Origin of the sequence: Streptomyces sp. WMMC500, assembly GCF_027497195.1 — a bacterium.
Lineage (GTDB): Bacteria > Actinomycetota > Actinomycetes > Streptomycetales > Streptomycetaceae > Streptomyces.
Map to the genome: position 1 here is coordinate 3,163,688 of NZ_CP114905.1, position 25,527 is coordinate 3,189,214.

A 25,527-nucleotide genomic window follows, 5' to 3' on the forward strand; every position below is an offset into this window, starting at 1 on the left:
ATGGCCCTGCCCGCCCGGCCGACGGTGTACCTACCGACACCACGGGCCCGCGCTGGTTCCGGCACTGTCCGCCGGGCGTTCGAGGGCTACCCTGGGCAGCCGCCGGGCAAGCGGGGCGGGCATCCACCAGGCCCGCCTGCCGAGCAGTTGCATGGCTGCCGGGACGATCAGGCAGCGGATGACCAGCGCGTCCATCAGGATCGCCACGGCGAGGCCGAGGCCGAACTGCTGGAGCATCCGGTCCGGACTGAGCATGAAGGCGCCGAACACCACGATCATGATGGCCCCGGCCGCCGTGATGACCTTGCCGGTGGAGGCCAGTCCTTCCCGGACCGCGAGGGAGTGGTCCTTCGTTCGCTCCCATTCCTCCTGTATCCGTGAGACCAGGAAGACCTCGTAGTCCATGGACAGTCCGAACACGATCGCGAAGATCAGCACGGGGAGGAAAGCTTCGATCGGCCCCGGCTGCACGCCGAACAGGCCGTGCTGGAACACCAGGGTCATGGCGCCGAGCGCGGCGGAGATCGACAGCAGGTTCAGCAGGGCGGCCTTGAGGGGGATCAGCACCGACCTGAAGACCAGCATGAGCAGTAGTGACGAGAGCCCGACGACGACGGCGACGAACAAGGGCAGCCGCTGGGAGACCGTGTCCGCGAAGTCCTGGGAGGCTGCGGTGGCGCCGCCGACGAGGATCTCCGCACCTGTGTCGCGCTGCAGCTCAGGAGCCACATCGTCGCGCAGGTGATGCACCAGGTCGGTGGTGCCCTCGTCCTGCGGTGCCGTGGCCGGGTAGACGATCACGGTGGACAGGCTGCCGTCGTCGGAGGGCATCGCGGGGCTTGCCGCGGCTACGCCTTCGACCTTGGCCAGCTCGGAGCGGACTGCCTGACCGGCGGCCTCGTCGCCCTGGGCCAGGACGAGCAGCGGACCGTTGAAGCCCGGGCCGAAGCCCTCGGCGAGCAGGTCGTACGCCTGCCTGGTGGTGGTGGTCCCGGGGTCGTTGCCCGCGTCGGCGAAGCCCAGGCGCATGCCCGCTGCGGGTGCGGACAGGGCCAGCATGGCGAGGACGGCGACCAGCAGCGCAGGCAGCGGACGGCGCTGTACGGCCCCGGCCAGGGTCCGCCAGCGCCGGCCTTCGGCCCTGCCCTTGGCCCCGGCCTTCGCCGCGCGCTTCAGCACGTGCCGCCGGATGCGGTTGCCGAACAACGCCAGCAGGGCGGGCAGCAGGACCAGCGAGGCCGCCATCGTGGTCAGCACGGTCAGGGCCAGGGCGAGTGCCACGCCCTGCAGCGAGCCGAGGCCGAGCGCGACCAGGCCCAGCAGTGCGATGATCACGGTGCAGCCGGCGAAGAAGACGGTGCGGCCGGCGGCGTCCAGCGCCTTGCGGGTGGCTGCGGCCGGGTCGGCGCCGTGGATGAGTTCCTGCCGGTAGCGGTAGAAGATCAGCAGGGCGTAGTCGACGCCGACGCCGAGTCCGACGAGCATCGTGATGGGCGGGGTGAAGTCGGCGATGGTGAAGACGTGCGAGGCGAGCACGATCAGCCCGAGGGCCGAGCCGACCGCGAAGAGGGCGGTGATCAGCGGCACGGCGGCCGCCACGAGGGAGCCGAAGAGCAGCCCCAGGATGATCACGGCGGCCGCGATGCCGGCCAGTTCCGCGGTCGGGCTGCCCTTCTCCTCCGCGCCGCGCACGGCATCGCCGCCGAGCTCCACCTGGAACCCCTCCTCCTCGGCGTCCTTGGCGGTGTCGATGATCGCGGTGACGTCCTCCTTCGGCACGGCCTCGGCCTTGCCGTCGAGCGTGACGGTGGCGTAGCCGATCGTGCCGTCCTGGGACACGGCGGAGGCATCCGCGTACGGGCTGCGGACCTCGGCAACGCTCGGCAGACCCCTCACCTCGGCCAGCATCGCCTCCACCGCGGCCTTGCGGCGGTCGATCCCCTGGCCGTCCTTCACCACGATCTCGACGCTGTCTCCGGCCTGGGCGGAACCGTGCTCGGTGTACAGGTCGGTGGCGGCCTGGGAGTCGGTGCCCGGCAGGGAGAAGTCGTTCCTGTACGCGGAGCCTGCGGCCTGCGAACCCAAGGCGACGGCGGCCAGCACGGCCAGCCACAGCAGCAGGGCGGCCCATCGGTGACGCTGCGCCCAGTCGGCCAGGGCCGCGAACCGACCGGGGCGTGGTCGGTCCGGTCGGTCCGGTGCGGGCAGGGCAAGGGATGCGGCTGCGCCGCGGGTGGGAGACACGTGGCTACCTCGCAGGGAAGAAGGGATGGCGAACGCGCTGCCGGCCCGGGCGAGGAATACGGGTGCGTTCACGTCATTGATCGTGCACGCGCGGCAAGGTCGAAATCGTCGGTCCCCGGACGACACCGGGCGTACCCCACCGGATGTAGGCGACGTGGCACCACAGGGGTAGCGCGCCCCCTCGGCCTACTGCGCCGGCCGGCCCGGGCTGATCAGTCCGGACTCGTCCGCGATCACCACGACCTGCGACCTGTCCCGCGCCCCCAGCTTCGTCATGATCCGGCTGACGTGCGTCTTGGCCGTCGACTGTGACAGCACCAGCCGCTGCGCGATCTCGTCGTTCGTGAGGCCCGAGGCCACCAACTGCATGACTTCACGCTCCCGGCCGGTGAGGACATCGAGCCGGGGATCCGGCTGAGGGCCCTTCGCGCGACCGGCGAACTCGGCGATGAGCCGACGAGTGACCTTCGGGCTGATCAGGGCGTCGCCCCGGGCGGCCACCCGCACCGCGTGCAGCAGTTCCTCCGGCCCGGAGTCCTTCACCAGGAAGCCCGTTGCCCCGGCGCGCAGCGCCCCGTACACGTAGTCGTCCAGATCGAAGGTCGTGAGGATGACCACCTTCACCGCCGCCAGCCGCGCATCGCCGGTGATCACCTGGCAGGCTTCCAGGCCGTCCATGCCCGGCATCCGGATGTCCATCAGGACCACGTCCGGTACGAGTTCGCGGCAGGCCGAAACCGCGGCCTGCCCGTCCTCGGCCTCCCCCGCCACCTCGATGTCGTCCTCGCCCTCCAGGACCGACCGGAACCCGGCCCGGACAAGCCAGTGGTCATCCGCCAGCAGGACCCTGATCATCGGTCGCTCCACTCCGTCGGCTCTCCCGCTCCGTAGGGCAGCCGGGCCCGCACCGCGAATCCGCCCCCGGGTCGCGGATCCGCGGCCAGATCGCCGCCCAGTGCCTGCGCCCGCTCCGTCATGCCGGCGATTCCGCTGCCGCCGCCCGCGGCGGCCGGGCGAGCCGCCGCTCCCCGCCCATCGTCCTCGACGGCCACCGTCAGCTCCCGATCCCCGTAGCCGAGCCGGATCGTGACCGCTCGGGCGCGGCCGTGTCTGGCGGCGTTGGTCAGCGACTCCTGCACGATCCGGTACGCGGCCAGGTCAACCGGCGCGGGCAGCGGGCGCTCCGCGCCACTCCGCTCGATCCGTACCGCGAGCCCTGCGAGCTTCGCCGAGGCCACCAGCTCATCCGCCCGGGCCAACCCCGGGGCCGGCACCCGGGGCGCGTCCTCGTCGACCCGGCGGAGCACGCCGAGAGTGGCCCTGAGTTCCCGCAGGATCGTCCGGCTGCCCGTCTCGATCGCACTGAGCGCCGCCCCGGCCCGGAAGGCGGGATCCTTCTTCAACTGGTGCCGCGCCGCGCCTGCCTGCACGTTGATCATCGAAATGTTGTGCCCGATCACATCGTGCAACTCCCGGGCAATGCGCAGCCGCTCCTCGGTCGCCCGCAGCCGGGCCTCCTCCTCGGCGTAGGCCACCCTGCCGTGCCGCCCGTTACCGAGAGCCACGACGGCGACCAGCCAGCCGGTCAGCATGAACACCGACGTGCCGTTGACGTCGCTGCCGCCTGCCAGGGTGCCCGCGGACACGCCGATCACCATGGCCGCCGCCATGGCGACGGCCGACCGGAGCCGGCCCTGGGCCGCGATGGCGTACAGCGCCACGACCGGAACGATGACCAGCGGGCCGTCGATATCGCTCAGCAGGTAGTAGACGCCCGTGACCAGTACCGTGAACCAGCCCACCGCCACCGGACACCGGCGACGGAACAACAGCGCCCCGCACACCGCCGTGACCAGCACCCAGGAGATGACCAGCGAGGACAACGAGTCACCGCCACCGCTCAGCCGCTGCCCCTCCGCACCGAGCGCCACCAGCACGAACACCCCGATCGCCAGCACGGCGTCGGCACGGGCGCCACGGGGCAGCCGGAAGCGGGTCTGATCGGAAGACGACACGCGTCCATTTTGCCCGCGATGCCGATCACAGGAGGAACTCCGTAGGACGGTCCCGGACGCAACCCACAGCGGTCGATGGGACGTGCGCGCGATCAGGACTGCCGGGGGGCGACGTTGACGAGCTTGACCAGCGCTTCGCGGATCAACCGCTTCGTCGTCGCACACCACCACCCGGATCCGGCTCACGGCACGCTTCGCTCCGGCAGGAACGCCTGCGGTGCGGCGCCCCGCGGGAGCGGGCAGCGGGCCGGGTGAGCACACCGGCAGTGGAGCCGGGGTCTGTCCCGACTCCACTCCGGAGGGCGGGCGTGTCACTGGAACTGTGCGAAGAACCTCCATATCTCTGCTTTGGTCCAGGTGGTGACGCCGCTTTCGCCGGTGGAGCCGTCGACAGGACCGGGTATGTGACCGCCGTCGAAAGCGGCCCATTGGACCGGGTGTCCGGCGCTGCAGCCCGAGTACGCGGTGGTGAGGTGCGTGCGGCTGCCCGGTGCGGGCTCGCCCGGGTTCTGCGGGGTGCAGCCGTTGTTGCTGACGAATTTGTCGCGCAGGGACCGCCCTTGCGCGATGTTGAGGACGGAGTCGCTGATGCCGTGGATTCCGAAGTAGGCGATGGGCTGAGTACCGCCGCTGCACCCGCTGATCTGGGCGCCGGATATGACCGCGACGGCCCTGAAGTCGTTCGCCCGGCTGCATGCGAGCGCGTAGCTCATGCCGCCGCCCCAACTGAATCCGGTGGCGAAACGCTGTGCCGGGTTGACGCAGAGGCCGCCCTCGATTCGCGTGATCATGTCGTCGACGAAAGTGACGTCCTCACCGCCCGAATTGGCCCAGCCGTTTCCGAGGCCCTGAGGGGCGACGAGAATCGCGCTGTTGTTGGACTGTTCTTGCTGGCCGTAGTAGGACCAGGCGGTCCCGCTCGTCCCGCCCGAGGCGACGTCGCCGGCGGTTCCGCCCCGCCAGTGGAACGCGAAGATCAGCCGGTAGGGGTGATTGTTATCGTAGTTGGCGGGGACCCTGAGGATGAAGCTGCGGCTCTTGCCGCCGCTTTGAATCGTGTGCGTACCGCTGGTCAGGGTCGGGGCGCTGCCGCATCCACCGTCGCCGCCCGACGACAGCTTGATCATCTGCCACTGCTGGTTGGGGCCGCCCCCGTCGGTGTACTGGACGACGTTGGCGCCGTCCGCGGTGGAGCCGCCCTGCACCTCCATCGCCTTGCCGCTGTTGCGGTTGATCAGCCGGACGTGGCCCGCGTCGGAGTCGGCCAGGCGGAACTGCTGGTTGGCCCCGTTGTGGTCGGTCCACTGCTGGATCGCGGCCCCGTCGGCGGTCGAGACGCCGGCCACGTCGAGGACCTTGCCCGAATGCCGGGCCTTGAGGCGGTAGAAGCCGTCACCGGAGTCCATGAACTGCCACTGCTGGTTGGCTCCGTCGTGGCGCGTCCACTGGCTGACCCGCGCGCCGTCGGCGGTGGACACTTCAGAGACGTCCAGCGCCTTGCCGCTGTTGCGATTGACCAGGACGTACCAGGCGTTGGTGTCCACCGTCGCCGCCTCGGCGGGCGGCGGGTTCACCACGGCGAGCATGCCGATCGCGAGGGCCGTCGTCGCCACCACGGCGGCGATCCGGGACCACCAGCGATGACTTCGTGGCGGGGCGGAGGAAGCCGCACCGTAGGTCTTCATCGATTCACCCTTTCGTTCGACAGATCTCCTCAGGTGCGGGTCCAGAGTTGGTTGCTGCCGTTCGTGCAGGAATAGAGCTGGATCGGGGTGCCGTTGGCGGTGCCGGGTCCGGAGGCGTCGAGGCAGAGGCCGGACTGGACGCCGACGACGGATCCGTCGGAGTTGAGGCGCCATTTCTGGTTGTCGCCGCCCCAGCAGCTATAGATCTGGACTCTGGCGCCGTTGCCGGTGCCGGCGGCATCCAGGCACTTGTCGCCGTAGACCCTCAGCTCGCCGGCGGCGGTGGAGGTCCACTGCTGATTGGTACCGCTGTGGCAGTCCCAGAGCTGGAGCTGGGTGCCGTCGGTGGTGCTGGCGTTCGGCACGTCCAGGCAGCGGCCCGAACCGACGCCCTTGATCTGTTCGCCCTCCCCGGGCGGTGTGGTGGAGCCGCCGTTGAGTGCGTTGAGGACGGCGGTGTAGGCGGGCTTCTTGCTGCCGTCACCGTTGAACAGCAGAGGGGTTTGCTCCGCTCGCCAGGAGTCGGTGTCGCGCACACCCCAGACGGTGATGCCCAGGCAGCGCGGGACGGCCAGGCAGTCGTTGGTCACGTTGGCGTAGGTCGTGGGAGAGGCGCCCTGGATGTCGAGTTCCGTGATGGACACGTCGACGCCGAGGGCGGCGAAGCTCTGCAGCGTGGTGCGGAAGTTGCTGTTGTAGGGGCTGCCGCTGTTGAAGTGCGACTGGAACCCGACGCAGTCGATCGGTACGCCGCGCTGCTTGAAGTCCCGGACCATGGCGTACACGGCCTGGGTCTTGGCCCAGGTCCAGTTCTCGATGTTGTAGTCGTTGTAGCAGAGCTTGGCGGCCGGGTCGGCGGCGCGGGCGGTGCGGAAGGCGACCTCGATCCAGTCGTTGCCGGTGCGCTGCAGGTTGGAGTCGCGCCGGGCTCCCGAACTGCCGTCGGCGAAGGCCTCGTTCACGACGTCCCACTCGGCAATCTTGCCCTTGTAGTGGGCCATCACGCCGTTGATGTGGTCGATCATCGCCTGGCGCAGCGTGCCGCCGCTGAGGTTCTGCATCCAGCCGGGCTGCTGGGAGTGCCAGGCCAGGGTGTGGCCGCGCACCCGCTTTCCGTTCTGCACCGCCCAGTTGTAGACGCGGTCACCGGCGCTGAAGTTGAACTGGCCCCGCTGCGGCTCGGTGGCATCGATCTTCATCTCGTTCTCGGCCGTCACCGAGTTGAACTCGCGGCTCGCGATGGACGTGTAAGCCGAGTCGCCCAGTCTGCCCGAGGCGATGGCGGTGCCGAAGTAACGGCCGCTCTGCGCCGCCGCGGCGCCGAGCGTGCTCTCGGCGGCGTGCGCGGGCGGCGGCGGGACCAGCGTGGCGACCGCACCGAGGACGCCGACGACCAGCGCCCACAGCAGGCCGCGGAGCTTCCGGCGGAGAACGGGTCTGGAAAGGGCGTACGCGCCCATGACTTGCCTCCAGGGTAGAGATCACGGAAGGACTGAAGCGCAGGAGCATCCGCTCGGCCGGGGAGCGCCGCGGCGCGTCGCGTACCTCTCCGACTGCGCGAAGAGCCAGGACGCGCTGGTGCGAACCTCCCCCGGACAAAACGGGGTGGCACAGGTACTCAGGGCCGACGAGGTTCGAAATACCGAACTATGACCAGCCCCTCAGACGTGGATGATTGAGGGATTGACGGTGGATCGTCAACACCTCCCGCAGGAAAAGTTTCCGCTAGCAGCACGAAAATTTCGGGCGGGGCGGGAGCCGGAGCGACGCACGGACGCTAGGCGCCGTTTACGGACAGTTCGACGACAGATCTTGACAGGAAGGCGCCGCATTTCCAGCTTGCGGCATCGAAACATGCAGGGAATCTATCGAAACATTTTCGAGAGGCTCCCTGCCCGGCACGGGGACCGGGCGGTCAGGAACAGCCGGTGAGTTCGCAGATGTCCGCCGGGTCCGTGGAGACCTTGACGTCGTCGTACCAGACGTAGCTGTCGTTCCGCGGCGCGAACTCCGCGGTGGCACCGCCGGCGAAGCTGGCGAAGTACGCCTTGTCGACGAGGTCGCCGTTGGTCACGAAGCGCAGGCCGGTCACCTCGGCGGCGGGCTCGCCGTTGTAGAAGACCTCGATCTCACCGTCGCGGTTGGCCCGGCCGTCGGTGACGGAGTTGACCTTGACCCGCTGCACGACGTTCACCCACTCGCCCTTCGGCCACCGGATGACCGAGCCGTTCTTCTCCAGCGCGACGTAGTCGCCGTAGGTGTCCTCGTGGTCCATGTGGTAGTAGTACAGCGCCGCTTCGCCGTCGGCCCGGCGCCATATGAAGCGGGAGCTGAACCCGTTGGTGCCGTCGCAGACCTGGCCGCCGGAGCAGGCTTTGCCGCCCGCGAGCCCGAGGCCGGTCTTACCGGCGTACTGACTCGTACCCCAACTGAAGTCCTCGTCGAACCTGACCCACATGGACAGGTAGTACTCGCGCGCCCTGTCCAGCGCGAACGGCGCCTGCGCACCCGAGTCCTCGGGGCCGATCCCGCCTTCCGGGTAGAGCACCCGCAGGGACTTGTCGCCGCTGTGGGCCGCAGTGGTGTCGTCGACCAGGGTGCGCTCGTCCATGCCGAGCTCCCAGGGTGCGGTCCAGCCGTCCTCGGCCCACTCGCCGAGCGAGTACGGACCGCCCGCGGCCGGGCCCTCGAAGGTGTTCTCCTTGTACGTCGCCGCACGCGCGGGGTCGGTGGGAGAGCCGGACGCGAACTGCGGGTAGAGCACCGCGGGCACGAGCAGCGCCGTGGCCACGGCGGTGCTGAGTGCCAGCTTCTTCGCCTTGCGCGTTCTCGGCTTGCGCGTTCTCGGGTTCATGCGTTCCTCGTTCCGGATCGGTGGGGGATGAACGATGGAACAGGTGTACCGGATCAGGTCAGCCGGCGCGGCATTGTTCCGGCGATGAACTCCTGGCTCAGGGCTGACGGCGGGCAGCGTCAGACGAAGGGGCCGCAGCCCGCGCCCGGTGCCTGCGCACCGCGTCGCGGTTGGCGCAGCGCTGTGAGCAGTACCGCTGCCGCCCCGTGCGCGAGGTGTCGGCGAAGGCGGTGTCGCACGCGGCCGCCTCGCACCGCCGCAGCCGGTGCATCCCCCGGTTCGCCAGATGCAGCGCGGTGCCGACCGCGAACAGGGTGAACAGGACGGAACCGAGCGGTTGTTCCGCGTCCCGGTAGTGCAGGTGCCAGCCGGTGCCGGCGTGGGAGGTCAGTCGCGGGTAGGCGGCGGCCTCCGCCAGCATCCGGTTCAGCAGATCGGCGCGCTCCTGCTCTTCGGCGGCGTCGACGACCTGCTCCCAGGTGTCCAGCGCGGCGTGGGCACGGTCGAGGTCGTCCGGTGCCACGGGGCGCTCCAGCACGAGGCCGGCGGCACGGCATCGGTCTGCCAGCTCGTCCGCGCTCTCGGGGCGGCGGTCGGCCAGGTCAGCGGCCAGGTTCACCGCATCCTCGCCGTAAGGGTTGAGGTGCATAAGACCATTACAGCAGTGTTCCCGGCATGACACGACACTCCGTCGGACCTGCCCGGCTCCGGGCTCGTGACCCGTGGCGCTACCGCTGGACCGTGCTGGGCGTCGCTACCTTCACCCAGGCCGCAGCCGGCTTCTTCGTGGGCGGCCTCGGAGCGCTCGGCGTCCACCTGCAGCGCGCCCTGGACCTGAGCACGGCGCAGTTGGGCCTGCTGGTCTCGGCGGCCCAGCTCGTACCCCTGGCCGGGCTGCTCGTGGCCGGAGAGCTCCTGGACCGCTACGGCGAGCGCTGGGTGGTCGGGATCGGAGCCGGCGTGGTCGGGGTGGCGTTGGGCGTGGGGAGCCTGGCGCCGGGATACGCGGCACTGCTGATCGCCCTCCTGGTGGCCGGAGCGGGGTACAGCACCGTCCAGCCGGGCGGGAGCAAGTCGGTGGCGTCCTGGTTCGGCGCTTCACAGCGGGGACTCGCGATGGGCATCCGGCAGGCGGGACTGCCCCTGGGCGCGGCGCTCGCCTCCGCGGCACTCCCGCTCGTCGCCGAGGAGTTCGGCTGGCGGGCGACACTGCTGACCGGCGGCTTCGTCGCGCTGCTCGGAGCCGGGCTCTTCCTGGCCTGCTACCGTCGCCCGCCCGTGCCGCCCGCGCCGTCCGCGCCGCCCGCGCCGACAGCCGGGGAGCCGTCGGACACGGTCGCGGCACAACTCCGTATGCGGCTGCGCATGGTCCGGGAACCGTCCACGGTGAAGGTCATGCTGTCGGGGACCAGCCTGATCTCGGTGCAGTATGGAGTGGGCATCCTGACGGTGCTCCACCTCCACCACACGTCCTCGGTCGGCGCCGGACGGGCGGCGCTGATCCTGGTGGCGGCCCAGGGCGCGGGCGTGGCGGGCCGGATCTGCCTGGCGGCCTGGAGCGACCGGAGCGGCTCGGGGCGCTACACCATCGTGCTGGTCTGCATGGTCGCGGTGATCGCCGGGCTCGTCGTGCTGACGACGCCGGCCGGGCGGGCGCCGGTCGCCGCCTCGGTCGTCTTCGTCTGGCTCGGCTTCTTCGGCTTCGGCTGGTACGGCCCCTGGGTCGCCTACGTGACCGAAGCGGCGCCGCCGGGAAAGACGGGCTTCGCCCTGGGTCTGGCCATGTCCGTCAACCAGGTCGCCATCGTCACGATGCCGCCCGCACTCGGTCTGCTGGTCGACCTCACCGGCAGCTTCACACCCGCGTGGGCACTGCTGGCGCTGCTGACGGCCGTCGCCCTGGCGGTCACGGCGAAGGCGGAACGCCGCGTCCAGGACCCCGGCAGCAGTTATCACTCTGTGTGACGTCATTGCCGCTCAAGGCGAAGCCGGGGCGCCCGGCGGAGGGTGATCAACCGGAGCTACGAGCGCCTGCGGGCCGCCGGAGGTGCCGGACCCGGACGGTGCGGGACAATGGAAGTGCCGTGGTCGGGGTTGTGACCCTACGCGGCAGGCGCCACCGCGCGCGCATGCGCAACCGCCCGGCCGGTCTCCGCGTACCGGCCGGAGTCGAGAGGCGAGAGGAAGGCGGTCGTCATGACCAGCATCACTCACCGTATCGGCGCCCTGTTCAGGATCAAGGCCGGCAAGGCCCTCGATCGCGCCGAGGACCCGCGCGAGGTCCTGGACTACTCGTACGAGCGGCAACTGGAGATGCTGCAGAGGGTTCGGCGCGGCCTGGCCGACGTCGCGACCAGCCGTAAGGGCGTCGAGCTGCGGGCGGACCAGTTGCGGCAGTCCACGGGCAGGCTGGAGGACCAGGCGCAGCAGGCGCTCGCGGCCGGCCGGGAGGACCTGGCCCGCGAGGCGCTCACCCGCCGGACCACCGCGGCCTCGAAGATCACCGAGCTTGAGGAGCAGCAGACAGAGTTGCAGGCGCAGGAGGAGAAGATGGGCCTGGCCGTACAGCGCCTTCAGGCGCAGGTCGACTCGTTCCGTACCCGCAAGGAGACGGTCAAGGCCACCTACACCTCGGCCGAGGCCCAGACCCGGATCACCGAGGCCGTGAGCGGCGTGGGTGAGGAGCTGGGCGATGTCGGCCTCGCCGTCCAGCGGGCCCAGGACAAGACCGAGCAGATGCAGGCGCGCGCCGGTGCGCTGGACGAGCTGATCGCCTCCGGCGCGCTGGAGGATGCCACGAAGCCGGCCGGCGGGGACGACGACATCCAGGTCGAGCTTGAGCACATGAGTGCGGATCAGGATGTGGAGATCGAGCTGGCCCGGATGAAGGCGCAGCTCCCCGCCGCTCCCGGCCCGGGGGTGACAGGGGGTCCCGGTGCGACGAAGGGCGGTCACGACGAGGAGGCGCCGTCATGATCATTCGGATTCCGCAGGTGGGGCACCTGCTGACCGACGATGGCCTGACCCGGGGTGAGGACTGATGCGCAGCCGCTTTGCACCCGATCGGCAGTTGACCACCCGCATGGTGGTCACGATGTTCCTGCTCGGGCTGGTGTACGTGGCATTCGTTGCCGCGCTGATCGTCCTGCTCAAGTCCGTCGTCCTGGTGCTCGTCATCGCCGCCGGGCTGCTGGCCGCGCAGTTCTGGTATTCGGACCGGATCGCCCTGTACGCGATGCGCGGCAGATTCGTCACGGCCGAAGAACAACCCCAGTTGCACGGCATCATCGACCGGCTGTGCGCCACCGCGGACATGCCCAAACCCCGGGTGGCCGTGTCCGAGATGGACCTGCCGAACGCGTTCGCCACCGGCCGCAACGCCGACCACGCCGTCGTCTGCGTCACCACCGGCCTGCAGCGCCGCCTGACGACCGAGGAGCTCGAAGGCGTCCTCGCCCACGAGCTCTCGCACATAGCGCACCGCGACGTGGCGGTGATCACCATCGCCTCGTTCCTGGGGGTGATCGCGGGACTCGTCGTCCGCTTCGCCTTCTACTCCCAGTTGTTCGGCGGACGCAGCCGCGACCAGAACACCGTCGTCGTCCTCGCCGCGGTCATGGCGGTCTCCGCGCTCGTCTACGCGCTCAGCTTCGTGCTCATCCGCGCGCTGTCGCGCTACCGCGAGCTGGCCGCCGACCGCGCCGGAGCCATGCTGACCGCGAAGCCCTCCGCGCTGGCCTCGGCCCTCACCAAGATCAGCGGGGACATCGCCCGTATCCCCACCCGGGATCTGCGCACCGCCCAGGCGTTCAACGCCTTCTTCTTCACCCCCGCCCTGGGTCCCGGCACCGCGGTGGCCAACCTCTTCTCCACCCACCCCAGCCTCGAACGCCGCCTCGACGCCCTCGCGGAGATCTCCGCCGAGCTGGGCGAACCGGGCGGCGGCGGGACGCCGTGAGAAGGAGCTGAGACCTCGTGGGCTTCCTGGACTCCCTGTTCGGCCGGTCCAAGCCGGTCAGGCCCGACCTGGACCAGCTCTTCGGACTCCCCTCCGCGGCGATCACGCTCCAGGCGGCCATCGGCTTCACCCCGACCGGCACGGGCTCGGTCTGCTTCGCCTCCATCGAGGGCGGGGCCTTCGCGCAGGTCCAGCAGGAGGTACGGGCCCTGCTGGACGCGGACTCCGAGCGGGCCGGCGTGCCGGTGGAGTTCAGCCGCGACGAGTACGGATACTCCTGGCTGCTCTCCCGCCGCGATCCCGGCGGCCTGCCCGGGCTGGTGGGGGACCTGCACGCGGTGAACACGTCGTTGCAGGACAGCGGCTTCGGTCCACAGCTCCTCTGCTCCCTGGTCTCCTTCCGCGACACCGAGCTGCGCCCCATGGCGCTGGTCTACCTCTACAAGCGCGGCACCTTCTACCCCTTCGCTCCGCTGCCCGGCGAGAAGCGCGACAACCCGCTGGAACTCCAGGTCAAGGCGGTCGTCAAGGACGACCTGCGCATCGAGCAGGATTTGAGCCGCTGGTTCCCGCTGTGGGGCGCCCCCGGCCTGTGAGGGGGCGGGGAGACTACTCGAAGAACTTGAGGCTTCGACAGCCCGGAAGAGCAGGACGACGAGGGCAGCGAGGCGGCTCAGCGCTCCGGTGGTGCTGTCACCGGCGGCCACTGAATCCCCTCGCGCGCCGGCAGCCGCAGGTACGACGCGCGGCGCCTGCGCATGAACACCTTGGGAGAAGGTGATCAGCAGGGTCAGCACCGCGGCGAGACCCCCGGCGGCGACGAACACCAGCGGCTCCCCGATGCCCCCACTCACCAGAACGGCCACCATCACGACCGCGAAGACCTTGAAGACCAGCCCTCGTACGGGCTCCCACCCCACCACGCCGAAGTAGTCGGCTTTGATCCGGGCGTGCAGCAGCCGGACCTCACGCCGGGCGGGCCCGCGGGCGATCAGCGGTACGGGCCAGGGGTACATGCCGGGCAGCCGGCCGCCCCGGAGCGCGCGGGGATAGTCACGGCCGGTGCGCTCGGCGCGGCGGCCGGCGTCGGGGAGACGGCGGAACGTGTGCAGCGGCGGCCGCAGATCGGCGGGGACACCGGTGGCGAGCCCGGCATAGCGGTAGCCGAACTGCTCGGCGCAGTAGGCGAACTTGGCGAAGAGCCAGACCGACGGCCACGGGATCGGCGTGTTGAACTCCCCCAGCGCGTCGCCCTCCTCCAGCATCCTGCGCAGGTGTCGTCGCATCCGCATGAAGGCTCCCGCTCAGCCGCCCTTGCCCATCAGCTCGTCGTAGAGCTTCTCGTCCAGCTTTGCGAACTCGTCGGCCGCCGTATTGGAGAACGACGAAACGCCCTTGGTCATCTTCGAGAGCTGGCTGAATCCGTAGTCCCAGGAGCCGGCGAAGTCGTCGCACGCGGCGTGGAGTTCCTCGTGCCCGATCCTGGTGGCGTCGGCCCGGGTCATTGGCCGATTGCGGGCGACGAATCGAGGACAGGTTCCTGCCCGTTCCCCCGCCTCCTCGGCACCGCTGGACCGAATGACGTCCGGGCATGAGATCACTGCAGATCGATAACGGCGGTGGCGGGTGTATAGAGTCGAAGAGTCGGTTTGCCTAGCGTGGCCGGTGATGTTCGCCGTGGGGTGCCGAGCGATTCCGCAAGGGAGAGGGGAAGCCCTGAACGAGCCGCAGAGCCCCAAACCGGCCACGCCCGTCCGCGCTGTGCTTTCAGCGCTGCCTTACGCCGTCATGACCGTCGTCGCGGTGGTGGACATCTCGGCCGGCCCGGAAGTCGGCTACCTGCCGCTGGTGTCCCTGGGCCCCGCGTTCGCCGGCCTGGTCGGCGGATGGCGGCGCACGGCGTTGATCGGGGCACTGGCGCTGCTGCTCTGTGCGGCGCTCGCTCAGTACAACGGGCTGCTCGGCGACCGCCGCGGGTACACCGCAATGTTCTCGGTGGTCGCGGTCACCGCTGCCGGACTGGCGGCCGTTCGGATGCGACAGGCGAGAGAAGCAGAGCTGGCCAACGTGCGTTCGATCGCCGAGACGGCCCAGCGTGTGCTGCTGCGGCCCGTGCCGCTGGCCGCCGGAAAACTGAGGATCGCACTTTCGTACACCTCCGCGGTCGCCGACGCCAGGATCGGAGGCGACCTGTATGAGGTCGTGACGTCACCGGCGGGGGTACGGGTGATCGTCGGCGATGTACAGGGCAAGGGACTCGAAGCGGTGGAGGCCGCGGCGGTGGTGCTCAGCGCCTTCCGCGAGGCGGCGTACGACGAACCGGACCTCCAGGCGGTCGGCGAACGTGTCGAACGGGCACTTGACCGCCAACTGCCCTCCGAGAAGTTCGTCACGACGATCATGGCGGAGATCGGCGACGAACCGGCCGTGACCCTGCTCAACTACGGACACCCCGCACCGCTGGCGGTCCGGAGCGACGGGGACACCCGCCTGCTCGAACCACCCGCACGCGCACTCCCCCTTGGCCTCGGCATGCACGGCACTGCACCGCCCCGACCACACGTGCACCCCTTCAGTCCGGGCGACCAGATCCTCTTCTACACAGACGGCGTTACGGAAGCACGCAACGAACAAGGCGCCTTCTACTCCCTCACCAGGTCCACCCCGCTCCTCAGGGACGCCGACGCCGACACAGCACTGGCGGCCGTTCGCCAGGACCTGATCGACTACGTAGGCGGACCGCTCCAGGACGACGCCGCCATGCTGCTCCTGCGGTACCGAAGAGAAGACGCCGCCCAGCAGGCGTAACGGCCATCGCACCCTCGGGGCCGAGGCGACCGAGGCCGTCGGCGCCGGGCCGGGCGGCCCCGGCCATGTGCCGGTCGTCGTCGTTCGGATCCGTCGGCCTGTCACGGACGGATTCCTGTGCTCCGGTTGCTGTCAAGTCCGCTGTCCGCACAAGAAATTGGCCACTCGGCCGGGCTACCGCCTCCCAGGGCCCTCCCCTAGTCTCTGCCGCCGTATTCGTCCTTACGTACGAAGGGACGCTGCTGTGGGCGCAGGGGGAACGCTCGGCACGCCAGGGACGGAACGGCCGGCGCCGCCGGTCCGCCGGAAGCCGGTGTCGTCCGCTGTCGCGGGTCCGGTGGGACCGGGTGGGGCGGGCACCGGTGGCTGACGTCCTGGTCATCGGGGGTGGCATCGCCGGTGCCGCGGCGGGGTGGTCTCTCGCCGGGCGGTCCGGCAGCCGCCGGGTGACGCTGCTGGAGGCGGAGCGGGTTCCGGGGATGCACGCGACCGGGCGCTCCGCGGCGCTGTTCAGCGAGTACTTCGGCAACGCGGCGGTGCGGGCGCTCACCGTGCACAGCCGGGTCTTCTACGCGACGCCGCCCACCGGCTTCGCCGCCGGCCCGCTGCTCACGCCACGCGGCGTCCTCGCCCTCGGTACCCCGGAGACCGCCGCGGCCTTCGCGGCCGCGAAGGCCGCGGGGGCCGGCGCGCCGCAGCCCGCCGTGGAACTGACCGTCGAGGAGGCGCTCGGGCTGTGCCCGCTGCTCCGCCCCGGCGCGTTCGACCGGGCGCTCCACAAGCCGGGGGCCTGCGACGTCGACGTGGACGCCGCGCACCAGGGCTTCCTGCGCGGGCTGCGGGCCGCCGGGGGCACGGTGGTGACCGGTGCCCGGGTCACGGGGCTCGTCCGGCGCGGCGGCCGGTGGCACGCCGCCACCCCGGCCGGCGACTTCTCCGCGCCGCTCGTCGTCAACGCGGCGGGCGCATGGGCCGACGGCGTCGCGAAGTTGGCCGGTGTGCCGCCGGCCGGGCTCGTCCCGTACCGCCGTACGGCCGCGCTCGCCCGGGTGCCGGACGGCCACGACGTCACGGGCTGGCCCATGGTCACCGACGTCGCCGACACCTTCTACGCCCGCCCCGAGCCCGGCGGTCTGCTGCTCTCCCCCGCCGACGCGACACCGACGGCGCCGGGTCCGGTGCGCCACGACGAGGCCGACGTGGCGCTCGCGATCGCACGGTTCGAGGCGATGGTCGCCCTCCCGCTGCGGCACGTGTCGCACGCCTGGGCGGGGCTGCGCACCGCCGCGCCCGACGACACCCCGGTGATCGGGCCCGACCCGGACGCGCCGGGGTTCTGCTGGCTCGCCGGACTCGGTGGCTACGGCATCCAGACGGCCCCCGCGGCCGGCGCCCTGCTCGCCGCCCTGGCCGCCGAGGACGCACCACCACCGGAACTGCTCCCGCTCGTCGCGGACGTCACTCCGGTCCGCACCCGCACGGCACCGCTCTGACCCCCAACCCCTCCGGGAGAGAGCTTGCTGGATATGTCGGAAACGAACTGGCACCTGGCTGGCGGACGAGCCGACCACGGCCCGTACCGCCCGGTGACCACCCTCATCGAACAGCAGTGTGCCCGCACCCCGGACCGCCCCGCCGTCACCTTCCGCGGCGCGACGGAGACCACGCTCACGTACGCGGAGTTCGACGCGCTCGCCAACGGACTGGCCACCGAGCTCGCCGAAGCGGGGGTGCGCGCCGGAGACGTCGTGCCCGTCGTCCTCGGCAACAGCCTCGAACTGCCGCTGTGCATGGTGGCGTTGACGAAGCTCGGCGCCGCCTTCTCGCTGTGCGACCCCGCCTGGCCGGAGGAGCGCCTGCGCGCCGTGCTCGTACGCCCCGGGCCGCCGCTGGTACTGACGGCGACCGCCGCGGTCGTGGAGCACGGCGCCCACGTGGTCGCCGCGGACCGCATCCGCCCGCGCGGGCGCGGGCCCGACGTGCCGGCGCCGGGTGCGGACACGGTGGCGTACGGCGTGTTCACCTCGGGCAGCACCGGTGCGCCGAAGTGCGCGCTGAACGTGCACCGCGGGCTGACCAACCGGTTGCGCTTCATGACCCGCTGGTTCGCCGCCACCGGTGACGAGGTCGTCCTGCAGAACAGCAGGCACACCTTCGACTCGGCGATCTGGCAGTTACTGTGGCCGCTGACGACCGGCGGTCGCACGATCGTGCCGGAGCAGGGCGAGTTCCTGGACCTGGAGCGGACGGTGGAGATCATCCACCGCTACCGCGTCACCGTCACGGACTTCGTGCCCGCGATCCTGGGCATGCTGGTCGCCCTGCTGGAGGCGGAGCCCGCGGCGGTGGCGAAGGTGGCGTCGCTGCGCCACGTCGTCGTCGGCGGCGAGGAGATCATCCCGCACGCCGTGCACCGGCTGCGCGCGCTGGTGCCGGGACTGGAGATCACCAACGGCTACGGCCCGTCGGAGACCGCCATCGGCATGGTCTTCCACCGCATCGCCGGCGACGAGGGAGACAGCATCCCGCTGGGCCGCCCCATCGACAACTGCTACGCGGTCGTCGCCGACGACCGGCTCACACCGCTGCCCCCGGGCCGCACCGGGGAGATCCTCGTCGGCGGCGCCTGCGTGGGCGCCGGCTACCTCGACGACCCGGCGCGCACCGCGCAGGCGTTCGTACCGAACCCTCATGCCCGGATCCCCGGTCCGCGGCTCTACCGCACCGGCGACCTGGGCTGGTTCGACGAGGCGGGCGTGCTGCGCTTCGCCGGCCGGCGGGACCGGCAGGTCAAGGTGGACGGGGTGCGTATCGAGCCGGCCGAGATCGAGACCGCCGCCGAGGGCTGCGCAGGCGTGATCCAGGCCAAGGCGCTGACCGTGCGGCGGGGCGGGCGCAACCGGCTGGTGGTGGCCGCCGCCGCCGAGGACGGCACCGCGCCGGCGGCACTGCGCGCGCACCTGGTGTCGGTGCTGCCGCGCATCCACCTGCCGCAGCACTGCTTCGTGCTGGAGTCGCTGCCGCTGAGCGACAACGGCAAGGTCGACCTGGAGGCGCTGCGCCGGATCGTGACGGAGAAGCTGGCGGCCGGCGGCAGACCCGGCGTCCGCGACGGCGATCCGCCCGCGGAGCGCGTCGCGGACATCGTGCGCGGCATCCTCGGACTGCCGGACTTCGGCGTGGACGACGACTTCCTCGCCCACGGTGGCGACTCGCTGAGCGCGCTCGCCGCCACCATCGCCGTGCGCGACGCGCTCGGTGTCCCCGTGGTCGTCTCCGACCTGTACGCGCACCGCAGCCCCGGCGCGCTGGCCGCCGCCGTGCTGCACCGGCCGGCCCCGGACGGCGATGCCGTCGCGAAGGAGGAGTCGGCGCTGATGGAGCACGACGCGCTGCTGCCGGCGGACCTGGCGCGCGCGGCGGCCCGGGCCGCCGGCTCCGTCGCGGTGCTGCCGCCGCGCACCGTGCTGGTGACCGGGGCCAGCGGCTTCGTCGGCTCCCGGGTGGTGCACCGGCTGCTCGGGACCACGCCGGCCCGGGTGGTGTGCCTGGTCCGCGCCCACGACGACGTACAGGCCGGAAAGCGGATGGTGGCCGCGCTGCGCGCCCAGGGGCTTTGGGCGGAGGCGCTGGGGCCGCGGCTGGACGCCCGCGCGGGCGACCTCGCCCAGCCCCGCTTCGGCTGGCACGCGCGGCGGTGGGAACGGTACGCGGTGGAGTGCGACGCGGTGCTGCACGCCGGTGCGCTGGTCAACTTCCTGCTCGGCTACGGTGACCACCGCGCCGCCAACGTCGCGGGGACCGCCCACGTGCTGCGCTTCGCACTCGCCGGCCGGCCCAAGCCGCTGCACCACGTGTCCACCCTCGGAGTGCTCGACCGGCACGCGCTGCACACCGGCACGCGGCTCGGCGAGGGCACCGACGCACGGCGGGTGACGGTGCCCGGCAGCGGCTACAGCCGGTCCAAGCTGGTGGCGGAGCAACTGCTGCTGCGGGCGCGCGAGCTGGGCGCGCCGGTCACGCTCTACCGGCTCGGCGAGATCATGCCCGCCGTGGACAACGGCCTGCCCAACCCGCGGGCGCTCACGCACCTGCTGCTGTCCGCCTTCCACGAGCTCGGACTGCGGCCGGCGGTGCCGATGCGCACCGACTACACGCCGGTCGACGAGACGGCCGCCCGGCTGGTCGCGGGACTGGCAGAGGGGGCGACGGGTGCGGACTACCACGTGTTCCGCGCGGGAAGCGTCGACCTGGCCGCGGTCGGGTCGTCACCGGCCGGCCCGGCGGCGGACGGCGGACCGCGCCCGCTGCCGCCGCGCGCGTTCACGGCCGCGCTCGCCGCGGCGGCCGCGGCCGACGAGCGGTCGGCAGCAGCCCTGCTGCACGCCGTGCTGACCTCCCTCCCGGCCGGCCGCGCGGACGGAACGCCGGACTTCGCCCGGCTGCTCACCGACAACCCGCGGTTGTTCACCCGCGCCCGCTGCGCCGGGCTGGAAGAGCGCCACGGGCTGCGCGACGGCCCGCTCGACGAGGCGTTCGCCGCGTACCGCGCGACACTCGCCGGCTGACCAGGAGGGCGGCCGGCGCGGCGAGTTCGCCGCCGCACCGGCAGCCTGACGGAGACGAACGGAACTGCAAGGAAGCGTCACGGAAGGGGACTCGTGCGAAATCGGACCATGGGCCGGCTCGGCTGGCAGGTCAGCGAGATCGGCTACGGAATGTGGGGCATCGGCGGCGGCCCCGGCGGCTTCACCGGCTGGGACTACGACGTCGCGCCCGACTGCCTGGACCTGGCGGTGGAGCTGGGCTGCACCTTCTTCGACACCGCCTGGGTCTACGGCAGAGGGGTCAGCGAGCAGTTGCTCGCGGCGCTGCTCAAGCGCCACCCGGAGCGGCGGCTCTACACCGCGACGAAGGTGCCGCCGCGCAACCGCGAGTGGCCGCCGGGCAAGGACGACACCCTCGACGACGTCTTCCCGCCGGACCACGTGCGCGAGTACGTGCACCGCAGCCTGGAGAACCTCGGCACCGACAGCATCGACCTGCTGCAGTTCCACGTGTGGGAGGACTCCTGGGCCGGGGACGAGCGCTGGCAGCAGGTCGTCGCCGACCTCAAGGCGGAGGGCGTGATCGAGGGTTTCGGCATCAGCGTCAACCGGTGGGAGCCGGAGAACTGCATGCGGGCCCTCGACACCGGCCTCGTCGACGTCGTCCAGGTGATCTACAACGTCTTCGACCAGGCGCCGGAGGACGAGCTGTTCGAGCGCGCGCAGCGCGACGGCATCGGCATCATCGCCCGCGTGCCCTTCGACGAGGGCGGGCTGACCGGTGCGCTCACCCGGGAGACGACGTTCCCCGAAGACGACTGGCGCGCGGTCTACTTCGGTCCCGACAACCTGGGTCCGACCGTCGACCGGGCGGAGGCGCTGAAGAAGGTGCTCCCCGAGGGCATGACGCTGCCCGAACTCGCGCTGCGCTTCATCCTCCACCACCCGGCCGTGAGCACGGTCATCCCCGGCATGCGGAAACCCGCCCACGTACGCGCCAACCTCGCGGTCTCCGACGCCCCGCCGCTCGACCCCGGGCTGCTGACCGAGCTGCGGCGGCACCGGTGGGACCGGCGGCCCACGGCCTGGTCGATGTGAGCGGGGACGGCGGCGCGGGAGCGCGGGCGGGCGTCATCGCCCTGTGGGCGCACCCGCGCTCGGTGTCCACCGCCTTTCTGCGCATGATGGCCGAACGCGGCGACGTCACCGTGGTGCACGAGCCGCTGGTGCTGCTCACCGACCACGGCGAGGTGGCGGTGCCGGGCCCCGGCGGCGGCACGACCACCGTGCGCTCGTACGCCGAGCTGCTCGCCCATCTGGCCGAACTCGGCGCGACGGAACGGGTGTTCTTCAAGGACACGCTGGAGTACCACTACGCCCACCTCTTCGCGCACCCCGAGTCGATCGCCGGCTTCCGGCACACGTTCATCGTCCGCGAGCCCGCGGCGACCATCGCCTCGCACCACACCGTCAAGCCGGAGTTCGCCTGCCGCGAGGTCGGCTACGAGCACCAGTGGGCACTGTTCGAGCTGGCGTGGAAGACGACCGGCGTCCGGCCCGTGGTCGTCACCGCCGAGCGACTGCTCGCCGACCCGGCCGGCACGGTCGCGGCGTACTGCGCGGCGACCGGCCTGCCGTTCCTGCCCTCCGCGCTGACCTGGGCGCCCGGGGAGCTTCCCCAGTGGCGGCAGAACCGCCGCTGGCATCTGGACGCCAGCGCCAGCTCCGGCTTCGCCGCCCCGCGGGCCCGGTACGCGGCCACCGTCGAGGACGACGCGCGGCTGCGCGCGTACTACGACCACCACCTCCCCTACTACCAGCGGCTCGTCGAACACGCGCTCTGACCCCGGCACAGGAGGAGAGACATGCCCGCGACCGAGATCCGTACCGCCACCCCCGGCGAGCAGTTCGCCCGCGCCTTCCGCACCGACCCGGCGGCGGAGGTCCGCTTCGACTTCACGCTCAGCGACGCCTTCCAGCCGACCGCGGACCGCCCCCGGCTGACCGTGCGCAACCTCTTCCGCAAGGTGCGCGTGGACGCCGACGCGCTCGTCTCCTGGTTCGAGTCCCGGCCCAGCCGGTCCGCGTCCGGCGCGGCGGGCGAGCGGCTGCGGGAGGCGGACTTCCGTTTCGACACGGCGGCGTACGGCGTCGCGCCCATCGCCGGCTGGGTCCAGATCCCGGAGCGCCTCGTGGACGAGCCGGCGGCGCTGGCGTCGTTCGTCGACCGCCGGCTGATGGTGCGCCTCGGCACGGCGGAGAACCGCGCGCTCACCGTCGGCCTGCTCAGCCACCCGGACCTGGCGCCGCTGCCGTACTCCGGCTCGTACACGCAGGGTGTGCTGGCCGCCTTCGACGAGATCGAGCAGACCGGCGGCACCGGACACGCGATGATCGTCAACCCCCGCGACTACTACGGCGAGCTGGTCGGCGCCGGCAACCTGCTGACCGACCTGGCCCGGGAAAAGGTGATGATCTGCCGCAACCGGCACGTGGCACCCGGCCACGCGATCGTCGGCGACTTCGCCATGGCGGCGCGGCTGCTGGAGGCAGGCCACTCCGTGATCAAGGTGGCGGAGCCGCCGCCCGGCACCTTCGCCGCACCGGGCACCTCGGTGTGCGCCGAGGTCTACGAGGGCGTGGCCCTGCAACTCCCGACGCACTTCTACCACGTGGTCCCGGGAGGGGCGGATGACTGAACAACGGTGGGCGCGGACCTTCTCGGGTCTGGTCGCCGCGCTGCTCTGCACGTTCACCGCCGTCGGCATGGTGATCCCCGTGATCCCCAAGCTGGTCACGGACGAACTGGACGGCTCGGCCTTCGAGGTGGGCATCACCTTCACCGTCTCCGGCGTGGTGGCGCTGCTGGTGCGCCCGTACGCGGGGCAGCTCGCCCAGCGCACCGGCTGCCGCCGCGTGATGCTGTTCGGCGCGGTGCTCATCGTGGCCGCCGCCGGCCTGTACGCGCTGCCGTTCGGCCTGCCCGGGCTGTACGCGGCGCGGGTCCTGCTGGGCCTCGGCGAGGCGATGCTCTTCATGGCCGGATCGCTGTGGACGGTGTCACTGGCCCCGCAGGACCGGCGGGCGCAGATCGTCGGCTTCTACGGGCTGGCCATGTGGAGCGGCTTCGCCCTCGGCCCCGTGCTGGGCGAACTGGTCTACCGGGCGGGGTCGTTCGGCGCGGTGTGGGTGACGGTCGCCGTCCTGCCGGCAGTCGCGTTCTGCGTGATCCTCGGGCTCACCGACCGGGTGGAGCGGGGCGCCCCGGTCTCCCGCAAGCTGCTGCCGCGCTCGGCCGTTCTGCCGGGGCTGTCGCTGGCCTGCGGCTCCTTCGGCTACGCCATGGTGGCGGGCTTCGCGGCGCTGGCGATGACGGACCGCGGCGTGGCCCACGGGTCCGTCGTCGTCAGCGCGTTCGGCGTCGCGTACGTGACCGTGCGGGTGGTGGCGGGCCGGATCCCCGACCGGGTCGGCGCGCTGCCGGTGGTGGTGTTCTCGGCGTCGGTGGAGGCGGTGGGCATGGTGCTGATCGCCTTCGCCTCCGACCTGTGGCTGGCCACGCTGGGCGCGCTGATCGCCGGCGGCGGCTTCACGCTGCTCTATCCCGCGCTCGCGCTCATCACCATCGACGCCGCGCCGGAGTCCGAACGCGGCGCCGCGCTGGGCGCCGTGACGTCGTTCTTCGACGTGGCCATCGGCCTGGCCGGGCTGATCGGCGGCGCGCTGGCGGAGGTCAGCTACACGATGACGTTCCTGCTCGCGGCCGGTGCCGTGCTGGGTTCGCTGTACGCGGGCACGGCCGCGGCCCGGGGCTCGCGAGCCCGGGACCCGGCGGCGGCCTGAGCCGCCGGGCCGGGGGCGGGAGTACGGGGTGCGGGGTGCCGGGTGCGGGGAGCGGGGTGCGGATCCGGGGCGCTTGACGGGCCGGTCGGCGGGGTGGTGGCCGCGGCGCCTACTGGGGCCAGCCGGCGGACGGGGCGTCGGTGCCCTCCCCCTCGTACCGCTCCGCGCAGCGCTTCTTCACCTCGCGCTCGACCAGCGCCCGGCTCGCGACGTCCCCGTTCTCCCGCCGCTCCTTCTTCGCCAGTTCGACGACGTCGAGCAGGATCGTGTTCTGCCCGTCGGACAGGCCCTTCTGCTGGTAGTCCGACTGGCTGCCACCGCCGGGTTTGAGCTGGTCGTGGGCCCAGTAGGTGATCAGCCGCACGCACACGGCCTCCCGGGATGTCGCGCTCGGGGACGGGTCGGCGGACGGGGAGGACGACTTCTCGCCCCGGCCGGCGGTGTCCTCCGAGCCGCCGCACGCGGTCAGCGCGGCAGCGAGCAGAGCGGCCGGCACGAGTAACGATCGGATGCGCGTCATCGCCATGACCATGACCGTACGCGAACGAGCCGCCACCCGGCAGCGGCGGAGCCGGAGGCACCGTCACGGGCCCACTCCCCGTCCGCCACGTCCGCTCGCGCGAATCGGCGACTGTTGGCCGGTTTGCTCCGATATGCACGGCGCATCGAACGTGGGCATGAGCACCCAGGGCACTCTGCGCGCTCTACCGGTTTCTCAGGGTGACGGAAATGATTGAGCGCACCCACATCAGCCAGGTGATCCGCGGTCCCCTGTCCCTTGGCCGGGCGGGCCGGCGGCGAAGGAGGTCACGGTGCTGCTTCTCATCTCCCCGGACGGTGTCGAGGAGGCTCTCGACTGTGCGAAGGCGGCGCAGTACCTCGACATCGTCGACGTCAAGAAGCCTGATGAGGGCTCTCTCGGCGCGAACTTCCCCTGGGTCATCCGCGAGATCCGCGACGCGGTCCCGGCGGACAAGCCGGTGTCCGCAACCGTGGGGGATGTCCCGTACAAGCCCGGCACGGTGGCCCAGGCTGCGCTCGGCGCGGTCGTCTCGGGGGCCACGTACATCAAGGTCGGCCTCTATGGATGCACGACCCCTGATCAGGGCATCGAGGTCATGCGCGCGGTCGTCCGGGCGGTGAAGGATCACCGCGCGGACGCGCTCGTCGTTGCCTCGGGCTACGCCGACGCCCACCGGATCGGCTGCGTCAATCCGCTCGCCGTGCCCGACATCGCCGCCCGGTCCGGCGCCGACGCGACCATGCTCGACACCGCCGTCAAGGACGGGACGCGGTTGTTCGACCACGTTCCACCGGACGTCTGTGCGGAGTTCGTCCGGCTGGCTCACGCCTCCGGTCGGCTCGCGGCCCTCGCGGGCAGTGTCACGCAGTCCGACCTCGGTCCGCTGACCCGCATCGGTACGGACATCGTGGGCGTGCGGGGAGCGGTCTGTGAGGGCGGTGACCGCACTACCGGAAGGATCAAACCGCATCTGGTGGCCGCCTTCCGGGCGGAGATGGACCGGCACGCCCCAGAGCGCACCGTCGGCGTCTCCGCCGTGCACTGACCGCC

At 71.6% G+C, this 25,527-nt stretch carries 21 protein-coding genes; 12 read left to right on the forward strand and 9 right to left on the reverse strand.

Annotation, left to right across the window (positions count from 1 at the left end; all coding sequences use genetic code 11):
- Nucleotides 1–30: 30 nt before the first annotated feature.
- The 7 genes from O7599_RS13105 to O7599_RS13135 form a co-directional block, all read right to left on the reverse strand.
- Nucleotides 31–2,157, reverse strand: a complete 2,127-nt coding sequence (locus O7599_RS13105) for an MMPL family transporter (protein ID WP_281623366.1) — start codon at nt 2,155–2,157, stop codon at nt 31–33.
- A 273-nt stretch (nt 2,158–2,430) separates the two neighbouring features.
- The gene (locus O7599_RS13110; protein WP_281622326.1) at nt 2,431–3,099 is read right to left on the reverse strand and encodes a response regulator transcription factor; all 669 of its coding nucleotides are present in this window, start codon (nt 3,097–3,099) and stop codon (nt 2,431–2,433) included.
- Complete coding sequence (locus tag O7599_RS13115; RefSeq protein ID WP_281622327.1) at nt 3,096–4,259, reverse strand: histidine kinase; 1,164 nt, start codon at nt 4,257–4,259, stop codon at nt 3,096–3,098. The genes O7599_RS13110 and O7599_RS13115 overlap by 4 nt, the downstream gene beginning before the upstream one ends.
- Nucleotides 4,260–4,570: 311 nt before the next feature.
- On the reverse strand, nt 4,571–5,944 hold the full coding sequence (locus O7599_RS13120) for an RICIN domain-containing protein (RefSeq protein WP_281622328.1): 1,374 nt from the start codon (nt 5,942–5,944) through the stop codon (nt 4,571–4,573).
- 29 nt (nt 5,945–5,973) lie between these two features.
- Nucleotides 5,974–7,404, reverse strand: a complete 1,431-nt coding sequence (locus tag O7599_RS13125; RefSeq protein ID WP_281622329.1) for an endo-1,4-beta-xylanase — start codon at nt 7,402–7,404, stop codon at nt 5,974–5,976.
- 455 nt (nt 7,405–7,859) lie between these two features.
- Complete coding sequence (locus O7599_RS13130; protein WP_281622330.1) at nt 7,860–8,798, reverse strand: polysaccharide lyase; 939 nt, start codon at nt 8,796–8,798, stop codon at nt 7,860–7,862.
- Nucleotides 8,799–8,895: 97 nt separating this feature from the next.
- Entirely contained in the window at nt 8,896–9,447 is a 552-nt protein-coding gene (locus O7599_RS13135; protein ID WP_281622331.1) for a CGNR zinc finger domain-containing protein, read from the reverse strand.
- Nucleotides 9,448–9,473: 26 nt separating this feature from the next.
- Here O7599_RS13135 and O7599_RS13140 point away from each other — a divergent pair, with 26 nt between their 5' ends.
- The 4 genes from O7599_RS13140 to O7599_RS13155 all read left to right on the forward strand — a co-directional run bounded on the left by O7599_RS13140 (nt 9,474) and on the right by O7599_RS13155 (nt 13,352).
- Nucleotides 9,474–10,763 carry an MFS transporter gene (locus tag O7599_RS13140; protein WP_281622332.1) on the forward strand — a complete coding sequence of 430 codons (1,290 nt, stop codon included), beginning with the start codon at nt 9,474–9,476 and terminating at the stop codon, nt 10,761–10,763.
- 231 nt (nt 10,764–10,994) lie between these two features.
- Complete coding sequence (locus tag O7599_RS13145) at nt 10,995–11,774, forward strand: PspA/IM30 family protein (RefSeq protein ID WP_281622333.1); 780 nt, start codon at nt 10,995–10,997, stop codon at nt 11,772–11,774.
- A gap of 64 nt (nt 11,775–11,838) precedes the next feature.
- Complete coding sequence (htpX, locus tag O7599_RS13150) at nt 11,839–12,756, forward strand: zinc metalloprotease HtpX (RefSeq protein ID WP_281622334.1); 918 nt, start codon at nt 11,839–11,841, stop codon at nt 12,754–12,756.
- A gap of 17 nt (nt 12,757–12,773) precedes the next feature.
- Entirely contained in the window at nt 12,774–13,352 is a 579-nt protein-coding gene (locus tag O7599_RS13155) for a hypothetical protein (protein ID WP_281622335.1), read from the forward strand.
- 708 nt (nt 13,353–14,060) lie between these two features.
- Here the strand turns inward: O7599_RS13155 and O7599_RS13160 are convergent.
- Complete coding sequence (locus tag O7599_RS13160; protein ID WP_281622336.1) at nt 14,061–14,261, reverse strand: hypothetical protein; 201 nt, start codon at nt 14,259–14,261, stop codon at nt 14,061–14,063.
- A 211-nt stretch (nt 14,262–14,472) separates the two neighbouring features.
- On the opposite strand from O7599_RS13160, the gene O7599_RS13165 reads away from it, so the two are divergent.
- The 7 genes from O7599_RS13165 (at nt 14,473) to O7599_RS13195 (ending at nt 23,954) form a co-directional block, all read left to right on the forward strand.
- Nucleotides 14,473–15,564, forward strand: a complete 1,092-nt coding sequence (locus O7599_RS13165; RefSeq protein WP_281623367.1) for a PP2C family protein-serine/threonine phosphatase — start codon at nt 14,473–14,475, stop codon at nt 15,562–15,564.
- 362 nt (nt 15,565–15,926) lie between these two features.
- Nucleotides 15,927–17,057 (forward strand): FAD-dependent oxidoreductase, encoded by a 1,131-nt coding sequence (locus O7599_RS13170; RefSeq protein ID WP_281622337.1) that lies wholly within the window; start codon nt 15,927–15,929, stop codon nt 17,055–17,057.
- Nucleotides 17,058–17,090: 33 nt separating this feature from the next.
- A complete protein-coding gene (locus tag O7599_RS13175; protein WP_281622338.1) occupies nt 17,091–20,132 on the forward strand; it encodes an amino acid adenylation domain-containing protein in 3,042 nt (1,013 codons plus the stop codon).
- A gap of 93 nt (nt 20,133–20,225) precedes the next feature.
- Nucleotides 20,226–21,209: an aldo/keto reductase gene (locus tag O7599_RS13180; protein ID WP_281622339.1), complete on the forward strand. Its 984-nt coding sequence runs from the start codon at nt 20,226–20,228 to the stop codon at nt 21,207–21,209.
- Nucleotides 21,206–21,955, forward strand: coding sequence for a sulfotransferase family protein (locus tag O7599_RS13185; protein WP_281622340.1), 750 nt, complete (start codon nt 21,206–21,208; stop codon nt 21,953–21,955). Before O7599_RS13180 ends, O7599_RS13185 begins: the two co-directional genes overlap by 4 nt.
- Before the next feature lie 21 nt (nt 21,956–21,976).
- Nucleotides 21,977–22,810: a family 3 encapsulin nanocompartment shell protein gene (locus O7599_RS13190; protein WP_281622341.1), complete on the forward strand. Its 834-nt coding sequence runs from the start codon at nt 21,977–21,979 to the stop codon at nt 22,808–22,810.
- The gene (locus O7599_RS13195) at nt 22,803–23,954 is read left to right on the forward strand and encodes an MFS transporter (RefSeq protein WP_281622342.1); all 1,152 of its coding nucleotides are present in this window, start codon (nt 22,803–22,805) and stop codon (nt 23,952–23,954) included. Before O7599_RS13190 ends, O7599_RS13195 begins: the two co-directional genes overlap by 8 nt.
- Before the next feature lie 109 nt (nt 23,955–24,063).
- On the opposite strand, the gene O7599_RS13200 is transcribed toward O7599_RS13195, so the two are convergent.
- Nucleotides 24,064–24,474 (reverse strand): hypothetical protein, encoded by a 411-nt coding sequence (locus O7599_RS13200; RefSeq protein WP_281622343.1) that lies wholly within the window; start codon nt 24,472–24,474, stop codon nt 24,064–24,066.
- 292 nt (nt 24,475–24,766) lie between these two features.
- On the opposite strand from O7599_RS13200, the gene O7599_RS13205 reads away from it, so the two are divergent.
- Nucleotides 24,767–25,522: a (5-formylfuran-3-yl)methyl phosphate synthase gene (locus O7599_RS13205; protein WP_281622344.1), complete on the forward strand. Its 756-nt coding sequence runs from the start codon at nt 24,767–24,769 to the stop codon at nt 25,520–25,522.
- Nucleotides 25,523–25,527: the final 5 nt, after the last annotated feature.

Bases quoted from the DNA above. Each gene is read 5' to 3' on its own strand.
- O7599_RS13110 (WP_281622326.1), bottom strand. From the start codon at position 3,099: ATGATCAGGGTCCTGCTGGCGGATGACCACTGGCTTGTCCGGGCCGGG.
- O7599_RS13120 (WP_281622328.1), bottom strand. From the start codon at position 5,944: ATGAAGACCTACGGTGCGGCTTCCTCCGCCCCGCCACGAAGTCATCGC.
- O7599_RS13125 (WP_281622329.1), bottom strand. From the start codon at position 7,404: ATGGGCGCGTACGCCCTTTCCAGACCCGTTCTCCGCCGGAAGCTCCGC.
- O7599_RS13130 (WP_281622330.1), bottom strand. From the start codon at position 8,798: ATGAACCCGAGAACGCGCAAGCCGAGAACGCGCAAGGCGAAGAAGCTG.
- O7599_RS13135 (WP_281622331.1), bottom strand. From the start codon at position 9,447: ATGCACCTCAACCCTTACGGCGAGGATGCGGTGAACCTGGCCGCTGAC.
- O7599_RS13140 (WP_281622332.1), top strand. From the start codon at position 9,474: ATGACACGACACTCCGTCGGACCTGCCCGGCTCCGGGCTCGTGACCCG.
- O7599_RS13145 (WP_281622333.1), top strand. From the start codon at position 10,995: ATGACCAGCATCACTCACCGTATCGGCGCCCTGTTCAGGATCAAGGCC.
- htpX (WP_281622334.1), top strand. From the start codon at position 11,839: ATGCGCAGCCGCTTTGCACCCGATCGGCAGTTGACCACCCGCATGGTG.
- O7599_RS13160 (WP_281622336.1), bottom strand. From the start codon at position 14,261: ATGACCCGGGCCGACGCCACCAGGATCGGGCACGAGGAACTCCACGCC.
- O7599_RS13175 (WP_281622338.1), top strand. From the start codon at position 17,091: ATGTCGGAAACGAACTGGCACCTGGCTGGCGGACGAGCCGACCACGGC.
- O7599_RS13190 (WP_281622341.1), top strand. From the start codon at position 21,977: ATGCCCGCGACCGAGATCCGTACCGCCACCCCCGGCGAGCAGTTCGCC.
- O7599_RS13195 (WP_281622342.1), top strand. From the start codon at position 22,803: ATGACTGAACAACGGTGGGCGCGGACCTTCTCGGGTCTGGTCGCCGCG.
- O7599_RS13200 (WP_281622343.1), bottom strand. From the start codon at position 24,474: ATGACGCGCATCCGATCGTTACTCGTGCCGGCCGCTCTGCTCGCTGCC.